This window comes from Acinetobacter sp. CAU_H_S170_2 (assembly GCF_058890445.1).
In genome coordinates this window covers 1,017,349-1,038,565 of the sequence record NZ_JBZYAE010000001.1, presented here as the reverse complement: position 1 = coordinate 1,038,565, position 21,217 = coordinate 1,017,349, and the positions used below count along the sequence as shown (strand labels likewise).

Below are 21,217 nucleotides of genomic sequence, written 5' to 3'. Positions count from 1 at the left end.
CCGACTTTTTAAAACACTGCTACCTCTTGGTGCATTTTGCATTATCGATGAGCATCTGTTTTCTCAAATAAACGACATTGCTTTGTTCTAAGCACGACATCTAGAAATTCGCCCTTAGATGTACAAATCGACTGAGAACATCAACACTTCGATTTACTAAACCCATATCCGCAATCGTCTTCATGCCAACATGCATACTTGGTCTGTAATCGCGACCATAAAGATTGACTGCCTGATTCGAGATAAAGCTGGCATTTGTTAAGTTTGGCATTTAAATTGCTTGTATACTTTTAGATCTCATTTTCAGGTTTTCCTGAGCACTGTACAGTATGCCTAAACTGAAAATTGCATTGATTGATGACAATCAAGAACGTGCACAATATATTCGAAATTCCCTCATCGAACATGATTTCGATGTAGTTGCCTGCCTGATTATCGATCACATCAATATTAGCCGTCTTGAACAATTAAGTGCTGACGTCATTTTGTTAGATATGGACCACCCGCAACGTGACATCATTGAAAGCTGTGTAAGCCAATTTAATCTGCCCACTGTTTTATTTACTAAAAATAGCCATAAAGACACCATTAAAAGTGCCATAGATGCTGGGGTGACAGCTTATATTGTGGATGGGATCGATCCTTCAAAATTAGAAAATATTTTAGAAATCTCGATCGAACAGTTTCGTAAACACAAAAAATTGCTCACAGACTTACAAGACACTAAAAATAAACTGGCTGACCGTAAAGATGTGGAGCGTGCGAAAGTCTTGCTGATGCAATTACATGGACTATCTGAAGATGATGCCTTTCAATTGCTGCGTAAAAATGCCATGAGCCACCGTATGACCATCGGTGAAATGGCAAGACGTCTGTTGGATGCTCAACAGCTTTTACAATCTCAACTCAAGGACTAAGTCATGGCTCAACTCGAAAAGTCGCAACTTCATCTGGGCTATATTCCACTTTTAGACTGTGTTGCTTTACTGTGGGCTAAACAACGCGGTTTTTTTGAAGAAGTGGGCTTAGACGTGAGCTTAGTCAAAGAAGCATCTTGGGCAAGTTTAAGAGATCGTTTGGCTTTTGGTTTCCTAGACGCAGCACATTGCTTATCTGCTATGTTGCCTACTGCCGCACTCGCTCAAGATCAACTAGGTATTCCGCTACAAACCCCTCTCGTCTTAAGCTACAACAGTGCTTTTATCAGCTTAAGCCAAAAACTATGCTACGCGCTTGATATCAAAAAAACTGACGATGCAGCCACCACTGCACAGAAATTCTTTAGTGCCATGCAGCATGAACAGTATCTTCCGATTGCCCATGTGTTTAAGCAGTCTATTCATCATTATTGTTTACGCGAGTGGTTGGCGTTGGCCAATCCTGAGTTTGCCAAACGCGTACATTTACGCACTTTACCGCCGCCCTATATGGTGGAAGCCATTTCAAATCAATTGATCGATGGTTTTTGTGTTGGGGAACCTTGGAACACACAAGCGGAAATTCAAGGCTATAGCCAAATCATTGCGACTGGCTCAGACATTATTCCTCGCGTCGCAGACAAAGTACTGGCTGTGACTCAAGAATGGGCTATCTCCAATCCCAATACGCTTGCAGCCCTCGTCCAAGCCATCCAAAAAGCACAAGTTGAACTTAAACAAATGCAAGATCTTGAGCCTGTTTGGCAAGTCTTGGTCGATTACAACATCATTCGCTTTGCATGTTCAGCAAGTGTTCACGTCGAAAAATATCACCTGATTCAGAACATCATTCGTGGTTTTATTCCCAAACAAGCCCAGCCGCAAGTTTCGGATTTTGTTTGGCTCACACAGCAAATGCAAAAATGGGATGATGTAAATTTAGAGAGTGATGAAATTCACGGTATTAGTGAAAATTGCGTCATTCAAACAAAGACTTGATTTTTTAAATTATTACTACATGTTACTTAAGACGTAATTACGCACTATTTTGAAACATTTATTCTGAATAATATTTTGAAGTAAATCTGCGATCTAACTTTACTGCCACTTTATTGGGCATTTTTCTTTAGCTTCCATTTATCTGAGCGCACTATTTACTCATGCGAAAAGCACGCTAATATCTTTTAAAACATGAAAACAATAGATAAATAATCTTCATCACAACTTCTTTTTAAACGTCAAACCAACCCAAGGACAGCGGGGTGTATTATGTTTACCGAGGAAAATCGACATGTTTCTTTATTACATGCGATTAACAAAATACTGATTAAAGACTGGGATCCCCTGCGGATCTATCGTAATCCTGCACTACAAGATGAATATGAGGAATACTTACCCAGTTTATTTCGGTTCATTTGTGAACAAGCCAGTGAAACTGAAATTTTTGAATATTTATGGTGGGTGGAAAATAAGGTTATGGAAGTCAAAGGGAATAAGACCCATACTTTAAAAATTGCACATTTGTTGAAAGATTTACAGGAAGACTAAGCAGATTTTACGCATGTAAATGCTCAATCAAATCGGTCACCATGCTGCTGTTGACGCAATACTCTTAAGTCTTTAAGCCCAGTATAAATTTCTGCTGCAATCAGGTCTCGGAACTGCTGTAAGTGTTCTAGGTTTTCAATATGCATCAAACGTTGTCTGGGCATAAACTTAAAATAAAAAGGCAATCGTTTCGGAATCAAATGTTTCGGTAAAGATGGGATCACCTCCCCTTTACGCAGCAAGCGACTTAACTGCGGCACTTGTAGCAACTTTTGAAAATATTGGTGCTGAACCACTTTATTTGCATCAAAACCAATATCAAAGACTTCATCTCCGCCTAACGCGGCAAACGGCACGATGTCATAGCCAAATTCTTGAGCGAGCTTTAAAAAGCCGTAGCGCTGTTTCCAAATCAGTTGATACTGTTCGCCCTCACGTTTTAGAACTTCGCGTCCGCCACCAGGAAAAACCAAAATAGAATAGCCTTGTTGCATGGCTTCACGCACATAGGCTGGAACGCCATCGACCGCACCAAATTTTTTCACCACACTGCGCCACAGTGGCAAATAAAAATGGCTATGATCAGCAATACTGACCACAGCCACTTGATGCTCATTGTAGAGATAATCAATCAACATAGGTGAATCAAGCACACCATACATAGAATGATTTCCTACATACATTGCAGGTTGAGATGCATCTAACTGTTCAGCACCGATAAATGTCGGTGTGAAATAAACTTTGGATAAAGCACTCAGGCGTTTAATCCATTTTGCATCATGCTCAACCTGCAACATACGGGCTTATGCGACGTGTTTTTTCACAAGCACAGCACCAACAGAGTAACCTGCACCGAATGAACACAAGACACCGTATTCACCATCATTGACTTGGTCTGCTGTGCGGTGCAACGCAATAATGACACCTGCTGAAGAGGTATTTGCAAACTCATCTAAAATGATCGGTACTAAATCAGGCTGAGCATTTTCTTTGCCCACAACCAATTTCAAAATCAGCTCATTCATGCTGGCATTGGCTTGGTGTAACCAGAAACGCTTCACATCAGTCGGTGCAATGTTGTTTTTCTCAAGTTGCGCTGTAATCATTTTGGCAACCAGTGGGCAAACCTCTTTGAACACTTTACGACCGTCTTGAGCGAAACGATTATTTTCAATGTCTGCATCGACTTCACTTAAGTTTAGGAAACCAAAGTTATTGCGGATGTTGTTTGAGAACTGGGTAAATAAGTTAATGTCTTCAATTTCAAAACCAGTTTTGCTGTCGGTTTCTTCAATGATTGAAGCCGTTGCAACATCACCAAAGATAAAGTGGCAATCACGTGAACGGTAGTCGGTATGACCAGAGGTGATTTCTACATTCACCAATAATACACGGCGTCCGCCCGCTTTAATCGCATCATACGCTTGTTTAATGCCAAAGGTTGCGGCTGAACATGCCACGTTCATGTCGTAGGCATAGCCTTGAATACCCAATGCTGTTTGGATTTCAATTGCAACAGCAGGATAAGCACGCTGTAAATTAGAACACGATAAAATTACGACATCGATATCTTCTGCAGTCACGCCTGCATTTTCCATCGCTTGTTTTGCAGCGATTACGCCCCATTCGGCTTGAATCGAGAGTTCATCATTTGAACGCTCATGTAACAATGGACGTAAACGCTTCGGATCTAAGATCCCTGTTTTCTCAACCACATAACGACGTTTTACACCAGATGCTTTTTCAATAAACTCTGCGCTTGACCCACGACGGGCTTCCAACTCGCCCGAAGCAATTTTGTCAGCATTGTCTAGGTTATACTGTTCCACATAAGCATTTAAACTTTCAACTAACTCTTCATTGGTAATGATGTCTTCAGGATGATAAAGACCCGTACCTGTAATGCGGATGCCCATGTAAAACTCCTTCTTTAAATTACCTATATCTTAACTGATTCCAAGTTTTTCCCATACTTTTTGCAAGCGAGTCGGAGAAATGGGCATCTTTGTCTTCATCGGTTGAGAGAATAAAGAAATCCGAAACTCCTCAACCATGAAATACAATTCTTTAAGGCGAGTGTCATTTTTAAACTTAAATAATTTTTCCATCCACGGGTCAACTTGATCAATGGCAGAATTATCCCTCTGTAGGTTATTGGGCAGGCGCTCCAAACGCAAGACCAATGCTTTCAAATATCGAGGAAATTCAAGCCAGATGTCGGAAGATTTCACATAAACAAAGTTTGATAAGCACATCAAATCTAGCTGATCTTCAACATCATCAATATTTTTCCCAAACACTGCATCATCTAAGACCAACAACTTTCGACGTATATCCTGCCATTGAATATAGATCTCTGTCACATCTGCCAGTGCTTTTTGCCCATGGGTCAGAAAAGTTTTTTTGACATTTGTAACTAAGTTTTCAAATTCTTGTGCATTAACAGGCAGTTCATGAATCGACATTTGCAGTGTGGCATAAACTAACATTTGCTCCAGCTGCGCCTTATCGCCCAAAGGTGAATACGCCAATGCCAACGGTTTGGAAATTTGCTTTTTCAACTGACGGACCAAATCCCCTAGTTGTATATGCACCAAACGAAGTACACCCTCGCGGTGCTGTTTAATCGCCTCAGCTTGATCATTAAAAGTCTGAATCACGACACCGGACTCATCCTTTTGTTCCAATACTGCAAAGGCCTTGGTCGGGACTAAAGCTTGATACTGCTTCACCACCACGCCCGTCACTTTTTGTGATGCTTCAAACACAAAATTTTCAGGAAAAGCTTGAAACTCTCCTTTGAGCTGTTTGACTGGACTATGGGTTTCCGTTCGGCAGCGCGCTTTTAACTCAGACAAGTCACGACCTTGTTCAATCACACGGCCTTTGTCATCAATGACTTTAATCAGCGGCAATAAATATTGTTCAACCCGATCAAAGCTAAAGTCTTTCTCAGTGATTTGTTCACCACGTAGCTGGAAGGCTAAAAAACTAAAAATATGCTGCTGCAAATGCATCGCATCTACTTTCGCCATTAGCTTTGCAGCCGTATCAGGGATAGGCACCAAATGACGTCGTTTATCTTTAGGCAGCGCCTTGAGTAACGCCTCCATTAAATCCTGACGCCAACCGGGAATACCCCAAGACCACAAGTTTTCATCCACCTGAGGCAAAGCTTGCAACGGAATTTTTACTGTTGCACCATCTTCGTCATGGCTTGGATCAAAACGGTAACTGGCCGCAAGGCGCAGTTCGCCATTGCGTAAAAAATCAGGAAACTGCTGCGTGGTTGGACGGTCATTCATCCACAGCGCATCATCATCGATAAATAAATAACGTGGGTTTTGCGGTTCAACCGTTGCACGCCAGTCTTCAAAACTACGACGGCTTGCGACCTCTTCAGGAACTTTAGCCGCATAAAACTGGTAAATGGTTTCTTCATCTACCACCAAATCACGGCGGCGTAGCTTATCTTCGACCCGCTCTACTTCTTCAAGTTTAAGCAGGTTGTGTTTTAAAAATGGTGGCGTAAGGCCCAAATGCCCTGTCGTCAGTGCATCTCGAAGGAAAATTTCATGTGCTGCAACATGGTCGACTTTTTCATAGTTGATTTGACGTTTCGGCTCAATAATTAAGCCAAATAGTGAAATTTGGTCATAGGCATTGACCACACCTGCTTTTTTCGACCAGTGTGGCTCAAAATAGTGGTGCTTCAGCAAATCACCTGCTGCAAGCAAAATCCACTCAGGTTCAATTTTTGCCAGTGTACGAATGTAGACCTGTGAGGTTTCTACCATCTCAAAAGCCATGACCCAAGGCGTATTGGTCTTATGTAAGGTAGATGCTGGAAAAATGCGGGCCTTTTGCTGACGCACCGCCATAAACACATTGCGTTCATCGGTTTTATTGGCAATAAAAGACAACAAACCTGTTAAAAGTGCACGGTGTAAATTTTCATAACTGGCTTTTTTCTCATTAAAAGACAGCTTTAAGCCTTTTGCCAAATCAACCAATTGCTCATGAGTTTTCTTCCACTCACGTAGACGCAACCAACTTAAAAAGTGATTACGCGCAAAAGTACGGCGTTTGTTTTCACTCATGTCTCGGTTGGCAACCAGCGCTTCCCAAAGTTTGATATAAAATAAAAAGTCAGAATCGGCTTCACGGAACAACGCATGTTTTTGATCTGCCTGCATTTGTTTATCCGCAGGGCGTTCACGTGGGTCTTGTACGGCTAAAGCAGCAACAATCACCAAGACTTCATTCAACACACCAAAATGTGCTCCACCCAAAATCATACGGGCCAAACGTGGGTCAATTGGCATTTTGGCCATTTGTTGACCAATTTTGGTTAAATCTCCTTTACTTCCCCCTTTGGAAAAGGGGGACTGAGGGGGATTGACTTCAGATGAATCTCCCCCACCCCCTCTTTGCAAAAGAGGGGCTTTACTTTTCTCCGTCATAGCCCCAAGTTCAACCAACAACTTACGACCATCGTTGACTAAACGATGATCTGGCGGCTCAATAAAATCAAAATCTTCTAAAGCACCTAGCCCTAAACTTTGCATCTGCAAAATAACTGAAGCTAAGTTCGTTCGCTTAATTTCGGGTTCAGTAAACTCTGGGCGGCTTTGAAAGTCTTCCTCAGAATACAAACGAATACATACACCTGGGGCAATACGACCACAACGGCCTTTACGCTGATTTGCCGCTGCTTGCGAAACCGCTTCAATCGGTAAACGCTGTACGCGTGAACGATAGTTATAGCGAGAAATACGCGCAAAACCACTGTCAATCACATAACGAATATTGGGTACAGTCAACGCTGTTTCTGCAACGTTGGTGGCGATAATAATGCGTCGCCCACCACCCGATGGATTAAAGATTTTTTGTTGTTCAGCCAAGGCCAAGCGCGCATACAAAGGTAAAATTTCTGTATGTCGCGGCCCATGCTTTTGCAAAGTTTCTTGTAACTCACGGATCTCTTGTTCGGTACTGGCAAAAATTAAAGTATCGGCATATTCAGGATGGCCTTTTTCTTGTGCATCCCGAAAACATTCCTCTACAGCTTGCACGACAGCACGAGGTAGATTTTCTTCAAAGTCATCAAACTCATCATCATCACTACCGACAATGCTCATCTCAGATACAGGGCGATAACGTAGTTCGACTGGAAAGCTACGACCTTCTACTTCAAAAATAGGTGCATTATTAAAGTACTGACTAAAACGGTTTACATCTAAAGTTGCGGAGGTAATGATGACTTTTAAATCTTTACGGCGAGGCAAAAGCTGTTTGAGATACCCCATGATAAAGTCGATATTGAGCGAACGCTCATGCGCTTCATCGATAATAATGGTGTCGTATTTATTGAGATAACGGTCATTGGCCAGCTCTGCCAGCAAAATACCATCCGTCATTAAACGGACGATCGAATCCTGCGACCCTTGTTCATTAAAACGAACTTTAAAAGAAATTGACTCACCAAGTTTTTCACCAACTTCTTCCGAAATACGCTGAGACACACTACGTGCAGCCAAACGACGTGGCTGTGTGTGACCAATCAGACCGGTTAAACCACGACCCGCCAACATTGCAATTTGCGGTAGCTGTGTGGTTTTACCCGAACCCGTCTCCCCTGCAACGATAATCACTTGATGCTCTTGAATGGCATCAATTAACTTATCTGCATACTGCGTAACAGGCAGGTCTTGATTCAGTTTAATATTCGGAATGCGTTCAATACGCTCTAGAACTTTTAAATGCGACTGTTCAAATAATGCTTGATATTGCTTTTCGTTGGCATCTTTTCCTTTTTTGAGTCGGTTTAAACGATGACGGTCTTTGACCATCACCAATTGCTCTATATTTAAAGGACGCTGCACAGAAAAAATACCTACATCAAAAACATCAATCGCTTAGTTTACGTGGTAATACAGCGAAGCGAAAGTACAGCATAATTTTTTAATTTTAACTTTTTTTCAAATATCCCCTTGAATTTTAAGCCTAGGGGCATCATGTCTGTAGACGAGTTGCGGAATAGATGATTTTGTCATTTGGTCATCATATTTATCATGCTAAATGAACAGAATGATCACATTCGCTGAAATAGTCTGGAGCAAGATTCGGTTTTTCCGATTCTTGTAATGTAAAAATACTGTTTCAGCAATAACAAAAATTTCGATACCCTATTCAACATTAAATACAAACCCCAATCATGGAGACAATGATGAGCTTGATTAATACTGAAGTAAAACCATTCGCAGCTACTGCATATCACAACGGTCAATTTGTTGACGTAACTGAAGCAGATCTTAAAGGCAAATGGTCTGTAGTATTCTTCTACCCAGCTGACTTCACTTTCGTTTGCCCAACTGAACTTGGTGACCTTGCTGACAACTACGCTGAATTCCAAAAATTAGGCGTGGAAATCTACGGTGTTTCTACTGACACTCACTTCACTCACAAAGCTTGGCACGACACTTCTGAAGTTATTGGTAAAATCCAATACCCATTAATCGGCGACCCAACGTGGACTCTTTCTAAAAACTTCGACGTTCTAATCGAAGCTGCTGGTCTTGCTGACCGTGGTACTTTCGTAATCGATCCAGAAGGTAAAATCCAGATCGTTGAAATCAACGCTGGTGGTATTGGTCGTGATGCTCAAGAATTACTTCGTAAAGTTAAAGCAGCTCAATACGTTCACGCTCACCCAGGTGAAGTTTGCCCAGCTAAATGGAAAGAAGGCGAAGCAACTCTTGCTCCTTCAATCGACCTAGTAGGTAAAATCTAATCTAAATTAGATTGAACACATAAAAAACCACGCTTTTTAGCGTGGTTTTTTATGTCCAAGATAACAGTACAATATGACAAGAAAGAGAAAAATACAGAACAATAAACACCTGTCCTCTATGCGCTGTAAATGATTCATGACTGGAATTCAGTGCGTGTACCCGCTACAGTAGAATGAATACATGCAGCTCTTTGAAGAAGAAAGATGACTTATCAAGTTCATATGATTGATGTGAAAAACCAACTCCAAAACTATATTTGGCTGCTGGAACACAGCTCATCAAAACAAGTCGTGGTGGTTGATCCAACTGAGGCTGGATTAGTTGAAGATTATTGCACTGAACATGGCTTAAACATTGCTCAAATTTGGCTGACTCATTGGCATAAAGACCATATTGGCGGTGTCTCCGACCTGATTGCGAGTCGGAATATTCCTGTGTATGGGCCACGTGAGGAATTATCTAAAATTCCATTCATCACCCATGCATTGATGGATGATGACTATTTCTCATTTCATGATTTACATGTCGACGTTTTAGCAGTTCCTGGCCACACACTAGGCCATATTGTGTACTTTATCGAATCCATCCAGACTTTATTTTGCGGTGACACCCTGTTTGCTATGGGCTGTGGGCGAGTGTTTGAAGGTACACATGAGCAGATGTACCATTCGCTCAATCGTTTAGCGGCTTTACCTGCCGAAACCAAAGTCTATTGTACGCACGAATACACGCTCTCTAACGCGAAGTTTGCCATCCATGTTGAACCAGACAATATCGCCATTCAAGAACGTTTAGACCGTGTCGAAACCATGCGTTATTTGGGGCAATGTACCCTTCCAAGCAGTATTGAGATCGAACTCGAAACCAATCCTTTTTTACGTACAGAAAATGTTGAAGAGTTTAAACGACTGCGTGATCTGAAGGATCAATTTTAATTGGTCTCCGCCTTCTAGAGACTGCTGACTAACGCAGTCTCCTATTATGTATGTATGCTTCTATTGAGTTATAACGATCAGTTTGGGCTCCCACCCTTAACCTTTGAGCTCTCAAAATTTCAACCTACGCAGTTTCAAGCCACACGATGCCTGAATCGAATGATCACGAGCAAGGCTGTTTGAAAATACTGTCACAAAAAACCCAGCCTTTGAAAAAAATCATTACATTTCTATTTATGACAAAATACTTCTCTATCACGAACGCACATAATTCTATTGTATTGAGACTCATCTCAAAATATTATTATTTTCATCATGATAAAATTATTTTAAACAATGAAAGACTCTCGTTTATGCTTTCTATACGTTTTCGCCTTAGTTTAGATTGCTTTAAAAAGAGACAAAAACAAAAATATATAAAAAAATCCCCTTTAAAAAAGCGTGAAATATCCCTATTAATAATTTATCAGTGAAAAAGGAATATCCTCGTGAAAAAAGTAGTGAAAGCAAAAAACCTCATCGCCTTTCGTATTTGGCTAGAGAAATTAGGTTATTCAGTTAAAACTTTAGCAGACAACCGTGGCTTTACTTTTAGCTTTAAAAAAGAATATGGACTGGTGACTTGCGACCTAGCGGGCAATAACTTAGCCATGCAGCTCGGTGAAGAATTCGAAGACCATTTGAAAGCCTAAAATTGCTCCATACTTACTTCGCGTGATGAATCAAAATTTAGCCCCTTAAAGGGGCTTTTTTTATATATGAATCATCTATTAAATTTTAGGCAATAAAAAAGCAAGGTTTTATACCTTGCTTCATTACTGATGGTGGGGACGGAGAGACTCGAACTCTCACACCTTGCGGCGCTGGAACCTAAATCCAGTGCGTCTACCAATTTCGCCACGTCCCCATCAGGGTGCTAACTTTGCGTTAGACTTTAAGTTGGCAGAGGATCAAGGATTCGAACCTTGACGAACGGTTTTGGAGACCGTCATGCTACCATTACACCAATCCTCTATTGCCTTATAAACCATCTTAATTCAAATGATTTATGGTGGGGACGGAGAGACTCGAACTCTCACACCTTGCGGCGCTGGAACCTAAATCCAGTGCGTCTACCAATTTCGCCACGTCCCCAATGGCTGTGTATATTATAGCGATAGACACTATATGACAAGCGCTTTTATAAGCAATCACCCGCTTTTCTGTCATAAAATCGGCAGTTGAATCTATTTTTATGCTCGATCTATATAAAAAGGCTATTCAGCTCTTCACTAAATTTTAGGCAATAAAAAAGCAAGGTTTTATACCTTGCTTCATTACTGATGGTGGGGACGGAGAGACTCGAACTCTCACACCTTGCGGCGCTGGAACCTAAATCCAGTGCGTCTACCAATTTCGCCACGTCCCCATCAGGGTGCTAACTTTGCGTTAGACTTTAAGTTGGCAGAGGATCAAGGATTCGAACCTTGACGAACGGTTTTGGAGACCGTCATGCTACCATTACACCAATCCTCTATTGCCTTATAAACCATCTTAATTCAAATGATTTATGGTGGGGACGGAGAGACTCGAACTCTCACACCTTGCGGCGCTGGAACCTAAATCCAGTGCGTCTACCAATTTCGCCACGTCCCCAATGGCTGTGTATACTATAGGGATCATTTTCGCATGACAAGCAATTTTTAAGAAAAACACACTCATTTGATTAAATAAGAAACAAAAACTTTATACTTGGCTTTTTCTCATTCAATTTCAGTCATTAAGCATCGTTTTGCAGCCATGGTATTTTGCCATCTTTGGCTTTTTTGCTTAGCTAAAAGTCCATGTAATAATGGACTAAAACCCTGAAAAGGTTCTGGAAGTGCTATCTTCAAAAACTGACAGTGTAAATACGCCCAATCTTGGTAGCTTGATGCCTGCAAACGTTGATCAGTCAACCACTCAAGTAGAATGATCCCGAGTGCATACAGGTCGGTTTGTACGGTCTTTGCTTTACCATGAAATAATTCAGGTGCCATATAGCGCGGTGTCGCCGTTAGAGCCTTTTGACAGCTTATTTCACCAATTCTTTGGCTCTGCTCAAAATCAATTAATTTACATGTAGAACCGTCTAACAAAAAATGCGAAGCTTTTAAATCAGCATGAATCCACCCCATCTGATGTAATTCTTCAACTGCATTCAGCATTTTAAAAATGATATGAATGACATGATCACGACTTAACTGATGGGGATTCGCCATAAGTAATGATGGAACATCTTTTAAGATGAGTGCGACTTTCACCTGCTCTGAGTGAAGCTCAAAATTTTCAAGGATTTGCACTTCAGGCAAGAACTTCGGCAGTTGCAGCATCGCAAGTGCATGTTGATAAAAACTAAGTTCAGTGTCAAAGCCGTTAATTAGCGCCACATGCTCTGATAGCGACTGATACTTTAACCAATACCCCTGCCCTGCAACTTCAAAGCGATAAAGCCTTCGCCCCCAGCCCAAACGCTGAGTCGGAGTATGAAGCGACATCGCGAGAGCATTTAATTCTTGACGATTAAACTGCCAAGAATTCGGATTCATTCATCTCTGCCGTATCCAATGCAGTTAAGACCTCTAAACAATGTTGTATAGTTTTCCCGACACGAGCATGTGTTTCAATCATTGAGATTTTTGGCCAAGTTGCACGTTCGCCTTCACGTTGTAAGAGTTTAAATAAGTGTGGTCTTGGATTTTGCAGCATATAGCTATAATGGCGCAGGCCATATTTCCCTACAATGTTTACATCGCCATAATAACGCTGATCGACCACGCCATAGCCATGATCCAGTAAACGACGAATCGGTGGAATCATACCCACACGCTCACGGGCAAAGTCCATCACCCCTTTACTAATCACTTTACCCTGTCTGCGTACAATCCGTTCAGGCCAGCTCAACATGTCTTTCCGAAACCGCGCTTCATCTGACTGCATAAACGGCACCACATGCGGGTTCACTTGACTGGCAATGGTGTAGTTTAAATTGTATAAACGCGCCATTTTTTCCTGCGGAAAATCGCTACGCACGCTGCCATCAACCCAGCGAGTAGAAGACATATAGGGGGTATATAAGCCATCATGTCGTTTACTGGTGAGCTTGACTGGCGGAAATAGAATCGGCACTGCACAAGACGCGAGTACCGCACTCCATACCAATAAGTCAGGTGAAGTAAAGGTATTCATAATGCGTGGATTTTGTGAGGCATCATAAGGCGCAACCGCGACATTGTTATACAAGCCTGACTGCTTAAATGCCTCTTCAAAGGTAACGTCACCCAAATTTGCAATTAAAAAGTTTTTTAAATGCTTTACATCCGCTAAGCCGCCATTGCCCTTTAAGACCTCACGAAAGCCTCGAAACTGAAATGCGTCGGTGAAAAAGTTTTCACCATTTAAGATGCTCAGCATTTCTGCAGGCGTTGCTCGCCCCAGCATCGCTGTCATAATGGCACCCGCACTTGAACCAGACAGTACTTTCGGCATCAGGTCTTGCTCAAGCAAAGCCTTGCACACACCTGTATGAAACAGTCCTAATGTTGCACCACCTGAAAACATCATGGCCGGTTGGCCAAAGGCCTTTTGGCAGTGCTGAAAAAATTCAATTTTTTGCTGTTTATCTAAACATTGGCAATCCGTAGATGCTACAAATGCTAAACCCAAACTGACTTCTTCAATATAGTCTTCAATAATTTTTTTGGTGCCGACATAGGTTGCGGTAAACAACATGGGATGAGCAATATTGGCAATGTCGTAACTCAAACCTTCTCGTAGCAGGTACATCAAATCAGTCGTACGCTTTTGTTGGCGATAACGCTTCAACAAACCCAAACGATGGGTAATCACTTCTGCATCGAAATAAGGTGAACAGTTGTCATACTTCCACTCTTGCGCCCCTGACTCTTCATCAATTCTAAGTGCAATGCTTTTCCACTCAGTATAGTTGTCTGCCTGAGCCAATTGGTTTTTCAGTTTTTTGATTCGATAGGCTTGGTGCGGGTTGATTTCCCGTGTGAAATCTTTAAACAACATATTCATCCTCACCCACTTTTTTTGTTTTCCTAAAATTTCACTGACACGTTCAACCGTCAGTCTAACTGACTATGTGCAAATTATGTGAGCATTACAATTGCCATTTCAACCCTAAAATTGGCAAATCTACTCCACGTTAAGGGTTTGATGCGACTAAATCGGATGTTAAGATCGACGACAAGTGTAATTATAAGCTGATTAATCATGGCGACCATTGACCTACCGAACAATATCTTAGAAGCACTATCGACTGTACTCCAACAACTACAGCAAAGCCTACCAGAAGTTAAACAAGCACCTGATTTTTCAGCGATTGCCTTTAAATGGGAAAATGGCGAGTTAAAAGCCATTCATCAACTCAAACGAATCGAATTAAATGACTTAAAAGGCATTGAGCGTCAAAAAGAAAAAGTACTGCAAAACACAGAACAGTTTCTCAATGGTTTACCTGCCAATGACGTCCTGCTTACTGGCTCTCGCGGGACAGGCAAGTCCTCTATTGTGCGTGCTTTATTAACGGAATACGCAGAGCAAGGCTTAAGGCTGATTGAAATTGAACGTGATGATTTATCCGAACTGCCTGAAATTCAAAAGCTAATTGCAGAGCGCCCTGAAAAGTTTATTGTGTATTGTGATGACTTGGCTTTTAACGCCGAAGATGAAAACTATCGCAGTTTAAAAAGTGTGCTAGATGGGTCTTTGCAGTCAGGTTCAAGTAATTTTATTATTTATGCCACCAGTAACCGTCGTCATTTGCTGCCTGAGTTTATGCATGAAAACACGCCTGTGACTCGAGTCGACGTACCGCAGTACACTGAACTACATCCACAAGAAGCGATTGAAGAAAAAATTTCACTCTCCGATCGTTTTGGATTATGGCTCTCTTTTTATCCAATGGATCAAAACTTATATTTGGACATTGTGCAGCACTACTTAGCAAAAGCTCAAATCGCCATGGACGATATGGTACGAGCCGAAGCGCTTCGTTGGTGTCAAGCACGTGGACAACGCTCTGGACGTGCCGCGTATCAATTTTCTAAACACTGGGTCGGTTCACAACAATTAAAGCAACTTTAGTATAAAAATACTAATAGGAACTTAAGTATATATTTTATCTAATTTTTTACGACTAACAGTTCAGTCTAATCAAAGAAATAACCCAAATTCCGCATTAGAATTTGGGTTATTTCTTTGAAAAAATGAGGGATGAATATCAGTTCAAATAGGTTTGATCTGATTATTGATATTTATCTAAGTTTGTTTCTGGCCCATCTTTGACCACAGCTTGCGCTTTTGCATAACTCTCCATTAAGCATTTATATTCTGGGCAGACATGATCTGAAAGAATTTCGGCAAAACGGGAGCCTTCAGGACGGTTCCAAGTACGCATTAACTCGGCCACAATCGCAAAAGTATCGGTTGGAATTGCGCCCGCTTGGGTCACACGAGCAATTGATGTATCTGTGGCTAATTTACTCCAGTTACCTGATGCATCCACAACACAATAGACGTTATAACCTTCTTTACGAGCGCTTACAGCAGGGAAAGTCATACATACACTGGTCAGCGTTCCAGCAATAATCAGTGTCTTTCTGCCCGTTTTTTTAACTTCATCTACAAATAATGGATTGTCCCAAGTATTAATTTGTCCAGTCCGTGGTACATAAACTGCATGCGGAGCAAAGTGGTGAATTTCAGGAATTAAAGGGCCATTGGGGCCATCAGGTACAGAAGCCGTAGTAATTACAGGTATATTTAATAAAGTTGCCGCTTTTGCAATTGCAATCACATAATTGCGTAAGTCGGGTACAGGTACATCGCGTACGGTATTAAAAAGTCCACTTTGATGATCAATCAGTAGAATTATCGAATCATCAGGGTCTAGCATTCCATTAGTAGCCGCCATGGGTAACACCTCTAAAATTTTCTTCTAATTATGTACTTCCATTGTTGTAATGAAAGTTCCTAAGACAGACCGTCATAGCTTTGTGATTTATACGACCAAGATATTTTTAACGAAATCTACATCTGCATTTCATATAAACTAAAGAATATCCTTAAGCTCAGGAAGCTAAATCATGTTACGTGTTGTAATTGGCCTTCGTGGCTTTGAGTTTTATCCCCGTATAGAAATAAAAACTTAAGAAAAATATAAATTCTCAATATTAATCAATATCTTAAAACCATATAAAATAGAATTTCAATTGAAGTCAAAATACTCAAAGTTTTAATCTTTTGAGATCAATCAAAAACTACGCTAGGCATACTTATCCCCAATTTCTATGGATAAACCTATGGGTAAATACTTTTAACTTGATGCTAAGCTACATTTAAATGAGTCAAAAAAATATTCTTAGAGTCTAAGCAGAGCATTTTTAACATCCCTTTGGTAAGACCTAAATGTAAAAAGCCCAACATTTCGTCGGGCTTTAGGCTTATCAAATGAAAGTCTTAGACTTCACTGGGATTGGTCAACTCAGTCATTGGCCAGCGAGGTGTTGTCGTTACAGCCAAACCGTCATGCTGCCCTGCTTTTAAGCGCTGATAACCAGCAAAAGCAATCATAGCGCCATTGTCCGTACAAAGTGCAGGTTCGGCATAGTAAACCTGAGCACGAATCTTGGTTAAATCTGCTTCCAAACGCTCACGTAAACGTTTATTTGCACTAACACCACCTGCAATCACTAAACGTTTCAAACCTGTTTGCTTCAACGCTTTCACAGATTTTTTAACTAAGGTATCCACGATGGCTTCTTGGAAACTCGCTGCAATATCCGCATCACGGTTTTCGTCACCGAGTTTTTTCATTTGCACAGATACGGCTGTTTTTAACCCACTGAATGAAAACTCCAAACCTTGATGCAGCATTGGGCGTGGGAAAGCAAAGGCATTCGGATCACCTTGCTCAGCCAGTTTTGAAATATTTGGGCCACCTGGATACGGTAATCCCATCATTTTCGCAACCTTATCAAAGGCTTCACCTGCAGCATCATCAATCGACTCCCCCAACAATTCATACTGTCCAATCCCATAGGCAGCCATCAATTGAGAATGTCCGCCTGAGACCAAAAGTGCTACAAAAGGAAATTCTGGCGGCGTTTCCGATAAAAGTGGTGCCAACATATGCCCTTCCATATGATGCACACCAATTGCAGGTTTATTTAAAGCAAAGGCCAAAGTTCGACCAAACAGCGCGCCTGTCATCAGCGCACCCATCAGACCAGGGCCACGCGTATATGCCACGGCATCAATTTCAGATTTTTTTACACCACTTTCTTCAAACAGTTGATTCATTAAAGGAATCAGCTTACGCACATGGTCACGCGATGCCAACTCCGGCACCACACCACCATACTCTGCATGCAGTTTAATTTGGCTGTACAGCACTTGCCCACGCAAACCCGACTCGCTGTCATAAAGGGCAAGTCCTGTTTCATCACAAGATGTTTCTAAGCCTAAAACGATCATTAAACTGCCTATAACCTGTATCAAATCTATTGCGTGAACCATTATAGACTTGTGGTATGAGATGTAAATGAGTAAAATACTGACCTTCACTTGTGATCAGGGCAATGTCGCCCAGATCTTATCCATAACTTAATGAGGATTCTTCATGCCACAAGTTAAATTGAAAGAAGGCGAACCAGTAGACGTAGCTATCCGTCGTTTCAAACGTTCATGCGAAAAAGCGGGCGTTTTAGCTGACGTTCGTAAGCGCGAATTCTACGAGAAACCAACTCAAGAACGTAAGCGCAAAAAAGCTGCTGCTGTTAAACGCTACCAAAAGAAATTGGCGCGTGAATCAGTACGTACTACTCGCCTTTACTAAGATTAATTTGTGATTGACTGCCTGGACTAAATAATGACTACTTTAAAAAGCCAAATAACTGAAGTTTTGAAAGCCACTATGCGTGCTAAAGAAATGGATAAGTTAACGGTAATTCGTGGTCTACAGGCAGCAATTAAGCAAATCGAAGTCGATGAGCGCAAAGAACTTGACGACGCTCAAGTTCTTGCGGTCATTGAAAAACAAATTAAACAACGTAAAGAATCGATCAAAGCCTTTGAAGGCGCTGGTCGAGAAGATTTAGCTAGTAAGGAACAAGCCGAACTTGAGGTTTTATCTCAATTTCTACCAGAAGCTATGACTGAGGAAGAACTTGATTCCATGATTGCGCAAACGATTGCAGCGCAAGAAGCTACTAGCATGAAAGATATGGGTAAGGTGATGAATTCTCTGCGTCCGCTCATAGCCGGGCGCGCCGATCCTTCTCAAGTTTCAGCAAAAATTAAAGCAAAACTGGCTTAATTTAAAAATCTTTAAATCGATTACGTTGAACTGACCTTAAAAAAGGCAGTTCAAAGTTTTACTTTATATAAAAATTATTATTCTTTTTATTTTATCTATTTATTCTCAGCTTCAAAACAGCTTCCGACTCATCTCTGTTTTATCCCTCTATTTGCAATACCACTTTTCTAAGCTCTAAATTGTCGATCCTTTTGCATTTGGGTTAAACGCGTTTTAATGGTCGCTGACATTGATTCATTATCTTTCGCTAAACGCTGAGCATGCAACAAAGATTTAATCGCTTCTTCTTCAAAGCCCGACCAGAACTGCACTTCAGCCCGATAGCGCAAAACATTAATGGTATGCATTGGCGACTTTTTATCTAAACTCGCAGCTTGCTGCATCAGTCTCCACGCATTCATATCACGCGGATTATTTTTCAAAAACCGATTGAGTACAGGCTGCGCAAGCTCAGGTCGATTCTGACGAATGTAAACTTCAGCCAATTTATAATTTAAAGCCCGATTTTCAGGCATGATGCTCGCAGGTGATTGAATCACGGTAAGAGCTTCATTCACCCGATTTTGTCCAAGTAAAATATCAGTTTGAATCAAGGTTTGTAGGTTATGTAATTTCTGATGTGACTTGGCCTGATCTAAGACTTGTTGAGCAAGTTTATAGTCACCTTGTTTAAGGTAAAAACTGGCCAAAGCCAGTTGTGCTGCATAACTGTTACGACTCACCAGCATCTGTAGTTGCTGTTCTGTCGCCTGATTCGAGATCACCATGGTATACAGCTTCAAGATTTCAAAGTCTTCATCACGCCAAGTAGATTTCACTTTAGGCAACTGATTCGCTCTAAGTCTTGCCTCACTCATCCGCTCAGTCGTGAGTGGGTGTGTGAACCAAAAGTCGGGTAAAAAACTCACTCGACTGGTTGCACGGTGCATCACTTCAAAAAAATCAGCCATACTTTGCGGGTTATAACCAGCGCTATACATATACTGCATCCCTATACGGTCAGCTTCACGCTCTTGGTTACGACTATAAGACAGCTGCTTGTCCATGAGTGCGGCTTGCGTACCAACCATGACCGCTGAACCGACATCACCATCGGCTTGAGACGCAACCAAAGCACCAACCAAAATCCCAGCCAGCGCGAGTAACCCCTGCCCCTTAAACGCCTCTTGCGAACGACTGTAGTGGCGCTGTGTGACGTGCGCAATTTCGTGCGCCATTACACCAGCAACTTCATCCATATTACTGGCATTGGTAATCAAACCAGCGTTTAATGCAAACAAACCACCCGGAACTGCAAAGGCATTAATTTGCGGGTCATTAATGACCACCAGACCTATGGGTTGACCAAGTTGGGTTTGACTCAAAATGCTTGAAAAAGCATTCATCAGTTGATCTTCTAGCCACGGATTTTGCGTAACAGGTAGCTGACGCTGTACTTCACGATAAACTTTTTCACCAATATAGCGCTCGTTATATTGATCAATAAAACCTATACCCGAACCAATCTCAGGCACATTAAACTGTGGGGCATTCGTAAGAAATTGACCTTCTGCAAAACCAACAGTCGAAATAAGACTTAAACTGCACGCACACAGAAAACGCTTCAACCCTCACCCCGACTTTATTTAAAGGAATCGAATGAATATAACATTGATAATTGAATGAAAATGCAATGAAGTGTTATCAAATTTTTATCTAAATTCAGGATTCACCACATATTGAGGTTGACCACCTTCCAATGCTTTCACCAAGTTTTGGTAAGCCAACTCAGCCATTTTTTTACGTGTTACAGACGTTGCAGAACCAATATGCGGCAACGTCACCACATTATGCAGCTGAAACAGCACTGAATCTTGCAAGGGTTCTTTCTCATAAACATCCAGCCCAGCTGCAAAAATTTGCTTTTGCTCCAGGGCCTGAATAAGTGCCTGCTCATCCACCACGGCACCACGCGAAATATTTACAAAAACAGCATGAGATTGCATTTTCTTAAAGGCTTCTGCATCAATCAAATGCTGCGTATGCGCGTTTAGATCAACCGCCACAACAATGAAGTCCGATTGCTGTAACAGCTCATCTAATTCGCAAAAACGTGCATTTAGGGGTTGTGCCAATTCTAATTTTTCTCGGCGCCCGTGATACAAAATATTCATATTGAAACCATGAAAACCCCGTCGCGCAATTGCCGCACCAATATTTCCTAAGCCTATAATACCCAATGTTTGACCAAATATTTCCTGACCAAATTGTGCCTGCCCGACAGTACGCGACCACTGACCTGTTTTGGTCCATTGATCTAAATAAGGCACTTGACGTGCCGCACTCATCAACAAAGTAAAGGCCAAATCGGCAGTCGTTTCAGTTAGCACATGAGGGGTGTGACTGAGCCAAATTTTTGCTTGGTTTAAGTAGTTCAAATCATAGTTGTCATAGCCAACACTGACACTAGATATAATTTTGAGCTGTTTCGCCGTTTCTAGGTTGTTTTGATTCAGTAAACGCCCTGCACCAATCATGGCATCCGCATCCGCAACTTGCTCGCGGATTTGCGTATTTACATCACCTGCTTTCGGGTTGATGACCACCACGTGATAACGCTGCTCTAGGCGCTGTAATACTTCTGCATCTATTTGACTAAAAACAACGACTTTCTGCTTCATA

18 protein-coding genes and 6 tRNA genes are annotated in these 21,217 nt (G+C 41.5%); 9 read left to right on the top strand and 15 right to left on the bottom strand.

All coding sequences use genetic code 11. The features are described from left to right. Positions 1–329 precede the first annotated feature (329 nt). The 3 genes from AC5EUN_RS05100 (at position 330) to AC5EUN_RS05090 (ending at position 2,465) form a co-directional block, all read left to right on the top strand. Positions 330–917, top strand: coding sequence for an ANTAR domain-containing response regulator (locus tag AC5EUN_RS05100; protein WP_004982170.1), 588 nt, complete (start codon positions 330–332; stop codon positions 915–917). 3 nt (positions 918–920) lie between these two features. Continuing rightward, positions 921–1,916, top strand: a complete 996-nt coding sequence (locus AC5EUN_RS05095; protein ID WP_010327083.1) for an ABC transporter substrate-binding protein — start codon at positions 921–923, stop codon at positions 1,914–1,916. Between the two features lie 270 nt (positions 1,917–2,186). Continuing rightward, positions 2,187–2,465, top strand: a complete 279-nt coding sequence (locus AC5EUN_RS05090; protein ID WP_004696307.1) for a hypothetical protein — start codon at positions 2,187–2,189, stop codon at positions 2,463–2,465. 23 nt (positions 2,466–2,488) lie between these two features. On the opposite strand, the gene AC5EUN_RS05085 is transcribed toward AC5EUN_RS05090, so the two are convergent. The 3 genes from AC5EUN_RS05085 to hrpA are packed head-to-tail and all read right to left on the bottom strand — an operon-like array spanning position 2,489 to position 8,350. After that, on the bottom strand, positions 2,489–3,262 hold the full coding sequence (locus AC5EUN_RS05085) for a 1-acyl-sn-glycerol-3-phosphate acyltransferase (RefSeq protein ID WP_010327084.1): 774 nt from the start codon (positions 3,260–3,262) through the stop codon (positions 2,489–2,491). A 6-nt stretch (positions 3,263–3,268) separates the two neighbouring features. Beyond that, a complete protein-coding gene (locus AC5EUN_RS05080; protein ID WP_004696303.1) occupies positions 3,269–4,381 on the bottom strand; it encodes a beta-ketoacyl-ACP synthase III in 1,113 nt (370 codons plus the stop codon). Positions 4,382–4,411: 30 nt separating this feature from the next. After that, a complete protein-coding gene (gene hrpA, locus AC5EUN_RS05075) occupies positions 4,412–8,350 on the bottom strand; it encodes an ATP-dependent RNA helicase HrpA (protein ID WP_010327085.1) in 3,939 nt (1,312 codons plus the stop codon). A gap of 344 nt (positions 8,351–8,694) precedes the next feature. On the opposite strand from hrpA, the gene ahpC reads away from it, so the two are divergent. The 3 genes from ahpC (at position 8,695) to AC5EUN_RS05060 (ending at position 10,886) form a co-directional block, all read left to right on the top strand. After that, positions 8,695–9,258: an alkyl hydroperoxide reductase subunit C gene (ahpC, locus tag AC5EUN_RS05070; protein WP_004982189.1), complete on the top strand. Its 564-nt coding sequence runs from the start codon at positions 8,695–8,697 to the stop codon at positions 9,256–9,258. A gap of 204 nt (positions 9,259–9,462) precedes the next feature. Further along, positions 9,463–10,194, top strand: coding sequence for a hydroxyacylglutathione hydrolase (gene gloB, locus AC5EUN_RS05065; RefSeq protein ID WP_010327086.1), 732 nt, complete (start codon positions 9,463–9,465; stop codon positions 10,192–10,194). Positions 10,195–10,682: 488 nt separating this feature from the next. After that, complete coding sequence (locus AC5EUN_RS05060; RefSeq protein ID WP_004696295.1) at positions 10,683–10,886, top strand: hypothetical protein; 204 nt, start codon at positions 10,683–10,685, stop codon at positions 10,884–10,886. A 130-nt stretch (positions 10,887–11,016) separates the two neighbouring features. Here AC5EUN_RS05060 and AC5EUN_RS05055 read toward each other — a convergent pair. The 8 genes from AC5EUN_RS05055 to AC5EUN_RS05020 form a co-directional block, all read right to left on the bottom strand. Then, positions 11,017–11,101 (bottom strand) — tRNA-Leu (locus AC5EUN_RS05055). Positions 11,102–11,134: 33 nt separating this feature from the next. Further along, positions 11,135–11,208, bottom strand: a tRNA-Trp gene (locus AC5EUN_RS05050). 35 nt (positions 11,209–11,243) lie between these two features. Then, a tRNA-Leu gene (locus AC5EUN_RS05045) sits at positions 11,244–11,328 on the bottom strand. A 189-nt stretch (positions 11,329–11,517) separates the two neighbouring features. Then, positions 11,518–11,602: transfer RNA gene (locus tag AC5EUN_RS05040), tRNA-Leu, on the bottom strand. Positions 11,603–11,635: 33 nt separating this feature from the next. Then, positions 11,636–11,709 (bottom strand) — tRNA-Trp (locus AC5EUN_RS05035). 35 nt (positions 11,710–11,744) lie between these two features. Next, positions 11,745–11,829, bottom strand: a tRNA-Leu gene (locus tag AC5EUN_RS05030). Positions 11,830–11,936: 107 nt separating this feature from the next. Further along, a complete protein-coding gene (locus tag AC5EUN_RS05025; protein ID WP_005400628.1) occupies positions 11,937–12,761 on the bottom strand; it encodes a protein kinase domain-containing protein in 825 nt (274 codons plus the stop codon). Beyond that, positions 12,736–14,247, bottom strand: coding sequence for a DUF3336 domain-containing protein (locus AC5EUN_RS05020; protein ID WP_029575065.1), 1,512 nt, complete (start codon positions 14,245–14,247; stop codon positions 12,736–12,738). The genes AC5EUN_RS05025 and AC5EUN_RS05020 overlap by 26 nt, the downstream gene beginning before the upstream one ends. 204 nt (positions 14,248–14,451) lie before the next feature. Between AC5EUN_RS05020 and AC5EUN_RS05015 the strand changes: the two genes are divergently transcribed. After that, positions 14,452–15,324 carry an ATP-binding protein gene (locus AC5EUN_RS05015; RefSeq protein WP_010327089.1) on the top strand — a complete coding sequence of 291 codons (873 nt, stop codon included), beginning with the start codon at positions 14,452–14,454 and terminating at the stop codon, positions 15,322–15,324. A 160-nt stretch (positions 15,325–15,484) separates the two neighbouring features. Here the strand turns inward: AC5EUN_RS05015 and AC5EUN_RS05010 are convergent, their stop codons facing one another. Further along, positions 15,485–16,153, bottom strand: a complete 669-nt coding sequence (locus AC5EUN_RS05010) for an isochorismatase family protein (protein WP_010327090.1) — start codon at positions 16,151–16,153, stop codon at positions 15,485–15,487. A gap of 545 nt (positions 16,154–16,698) precedes the next feature. After that, positions 16,699–17,715 (bottom strand): tRNA (adenosine(37)-N6)-threonylcarbamoyltransferase complex transferase subunit TsaD, encoded by a 1,017-nt coding sequence (tsaD, locus tag AC5EUN_RS05005; RefSeq protein ID WP_010327091.1) that lies wholly within the window; start codon positions 17,713–17,715, stop codon positions 16,699–16,701. A gap of 145 nt (positions 17,716–17,860) precedes the next feature. Between tsaD and rpsU the strand changes: the two genes are divergently transcribed. Further along, complete coding sequence (gene rpsU / locus AC5EUN_RS05000) at positions 17,861–18,076, top strand: 30S ribosomal protein S21 (RefSeq protein WP_001136722.1); 216 nt, start codon at positions 17,861–17,863, stop codon at positions 18,074–18,076. Positions 18,077–18,109: 33 nt separating this feature from the next. Next, a complete protein-coding gene (locus AC5EUN_RS04995; protein WP_004982206.1) occupies positions 18,110–18,556 on the top strand; it encodes a GatB/YqeY domain-containing protein in 447 nt (148 codons plus the stop codon). A 167-nt stretch (positions 18,557–18,723) separates the two neighbouring features. On the opposite strand, the gene AC5EUN_RS04990 is transcribed toward AC5EUN_RS04995, so the two are convergent. Together AC5EUN_RS04990 and AC5EUN_RS04985 are read right to left on the bottom strand one after the other, a co-directional pair. Further along, positions 18,724–20,163, bottom strand: a complete 1,440-nt coding sequence (locus tag AC5EUN_RS04990; protein ID WP_010327092.1) for a M48 family metalloprotease — start codon at positions 20,161–20,163, stop codon at positions 18,724–18,726. An 84-nt stretch (positions 20,164–20,247) separates the two neighbouring features. Continuing rightward, positions 20,248–21,216 carry a 2-hydroxyacid dehydrogenase gene (locus AC5EUN_RS04985; RefSeq protein WP_005400622.1) on the bottom strand — a complete coding sequence of 323 codons (969 nt, stop codon included), beginning with the start codon at positions 21,214–21,216 and terminating at the stop codon, positions 20,248–20,250. Position 21,217 lies beyond the last annotated feature (1 nt).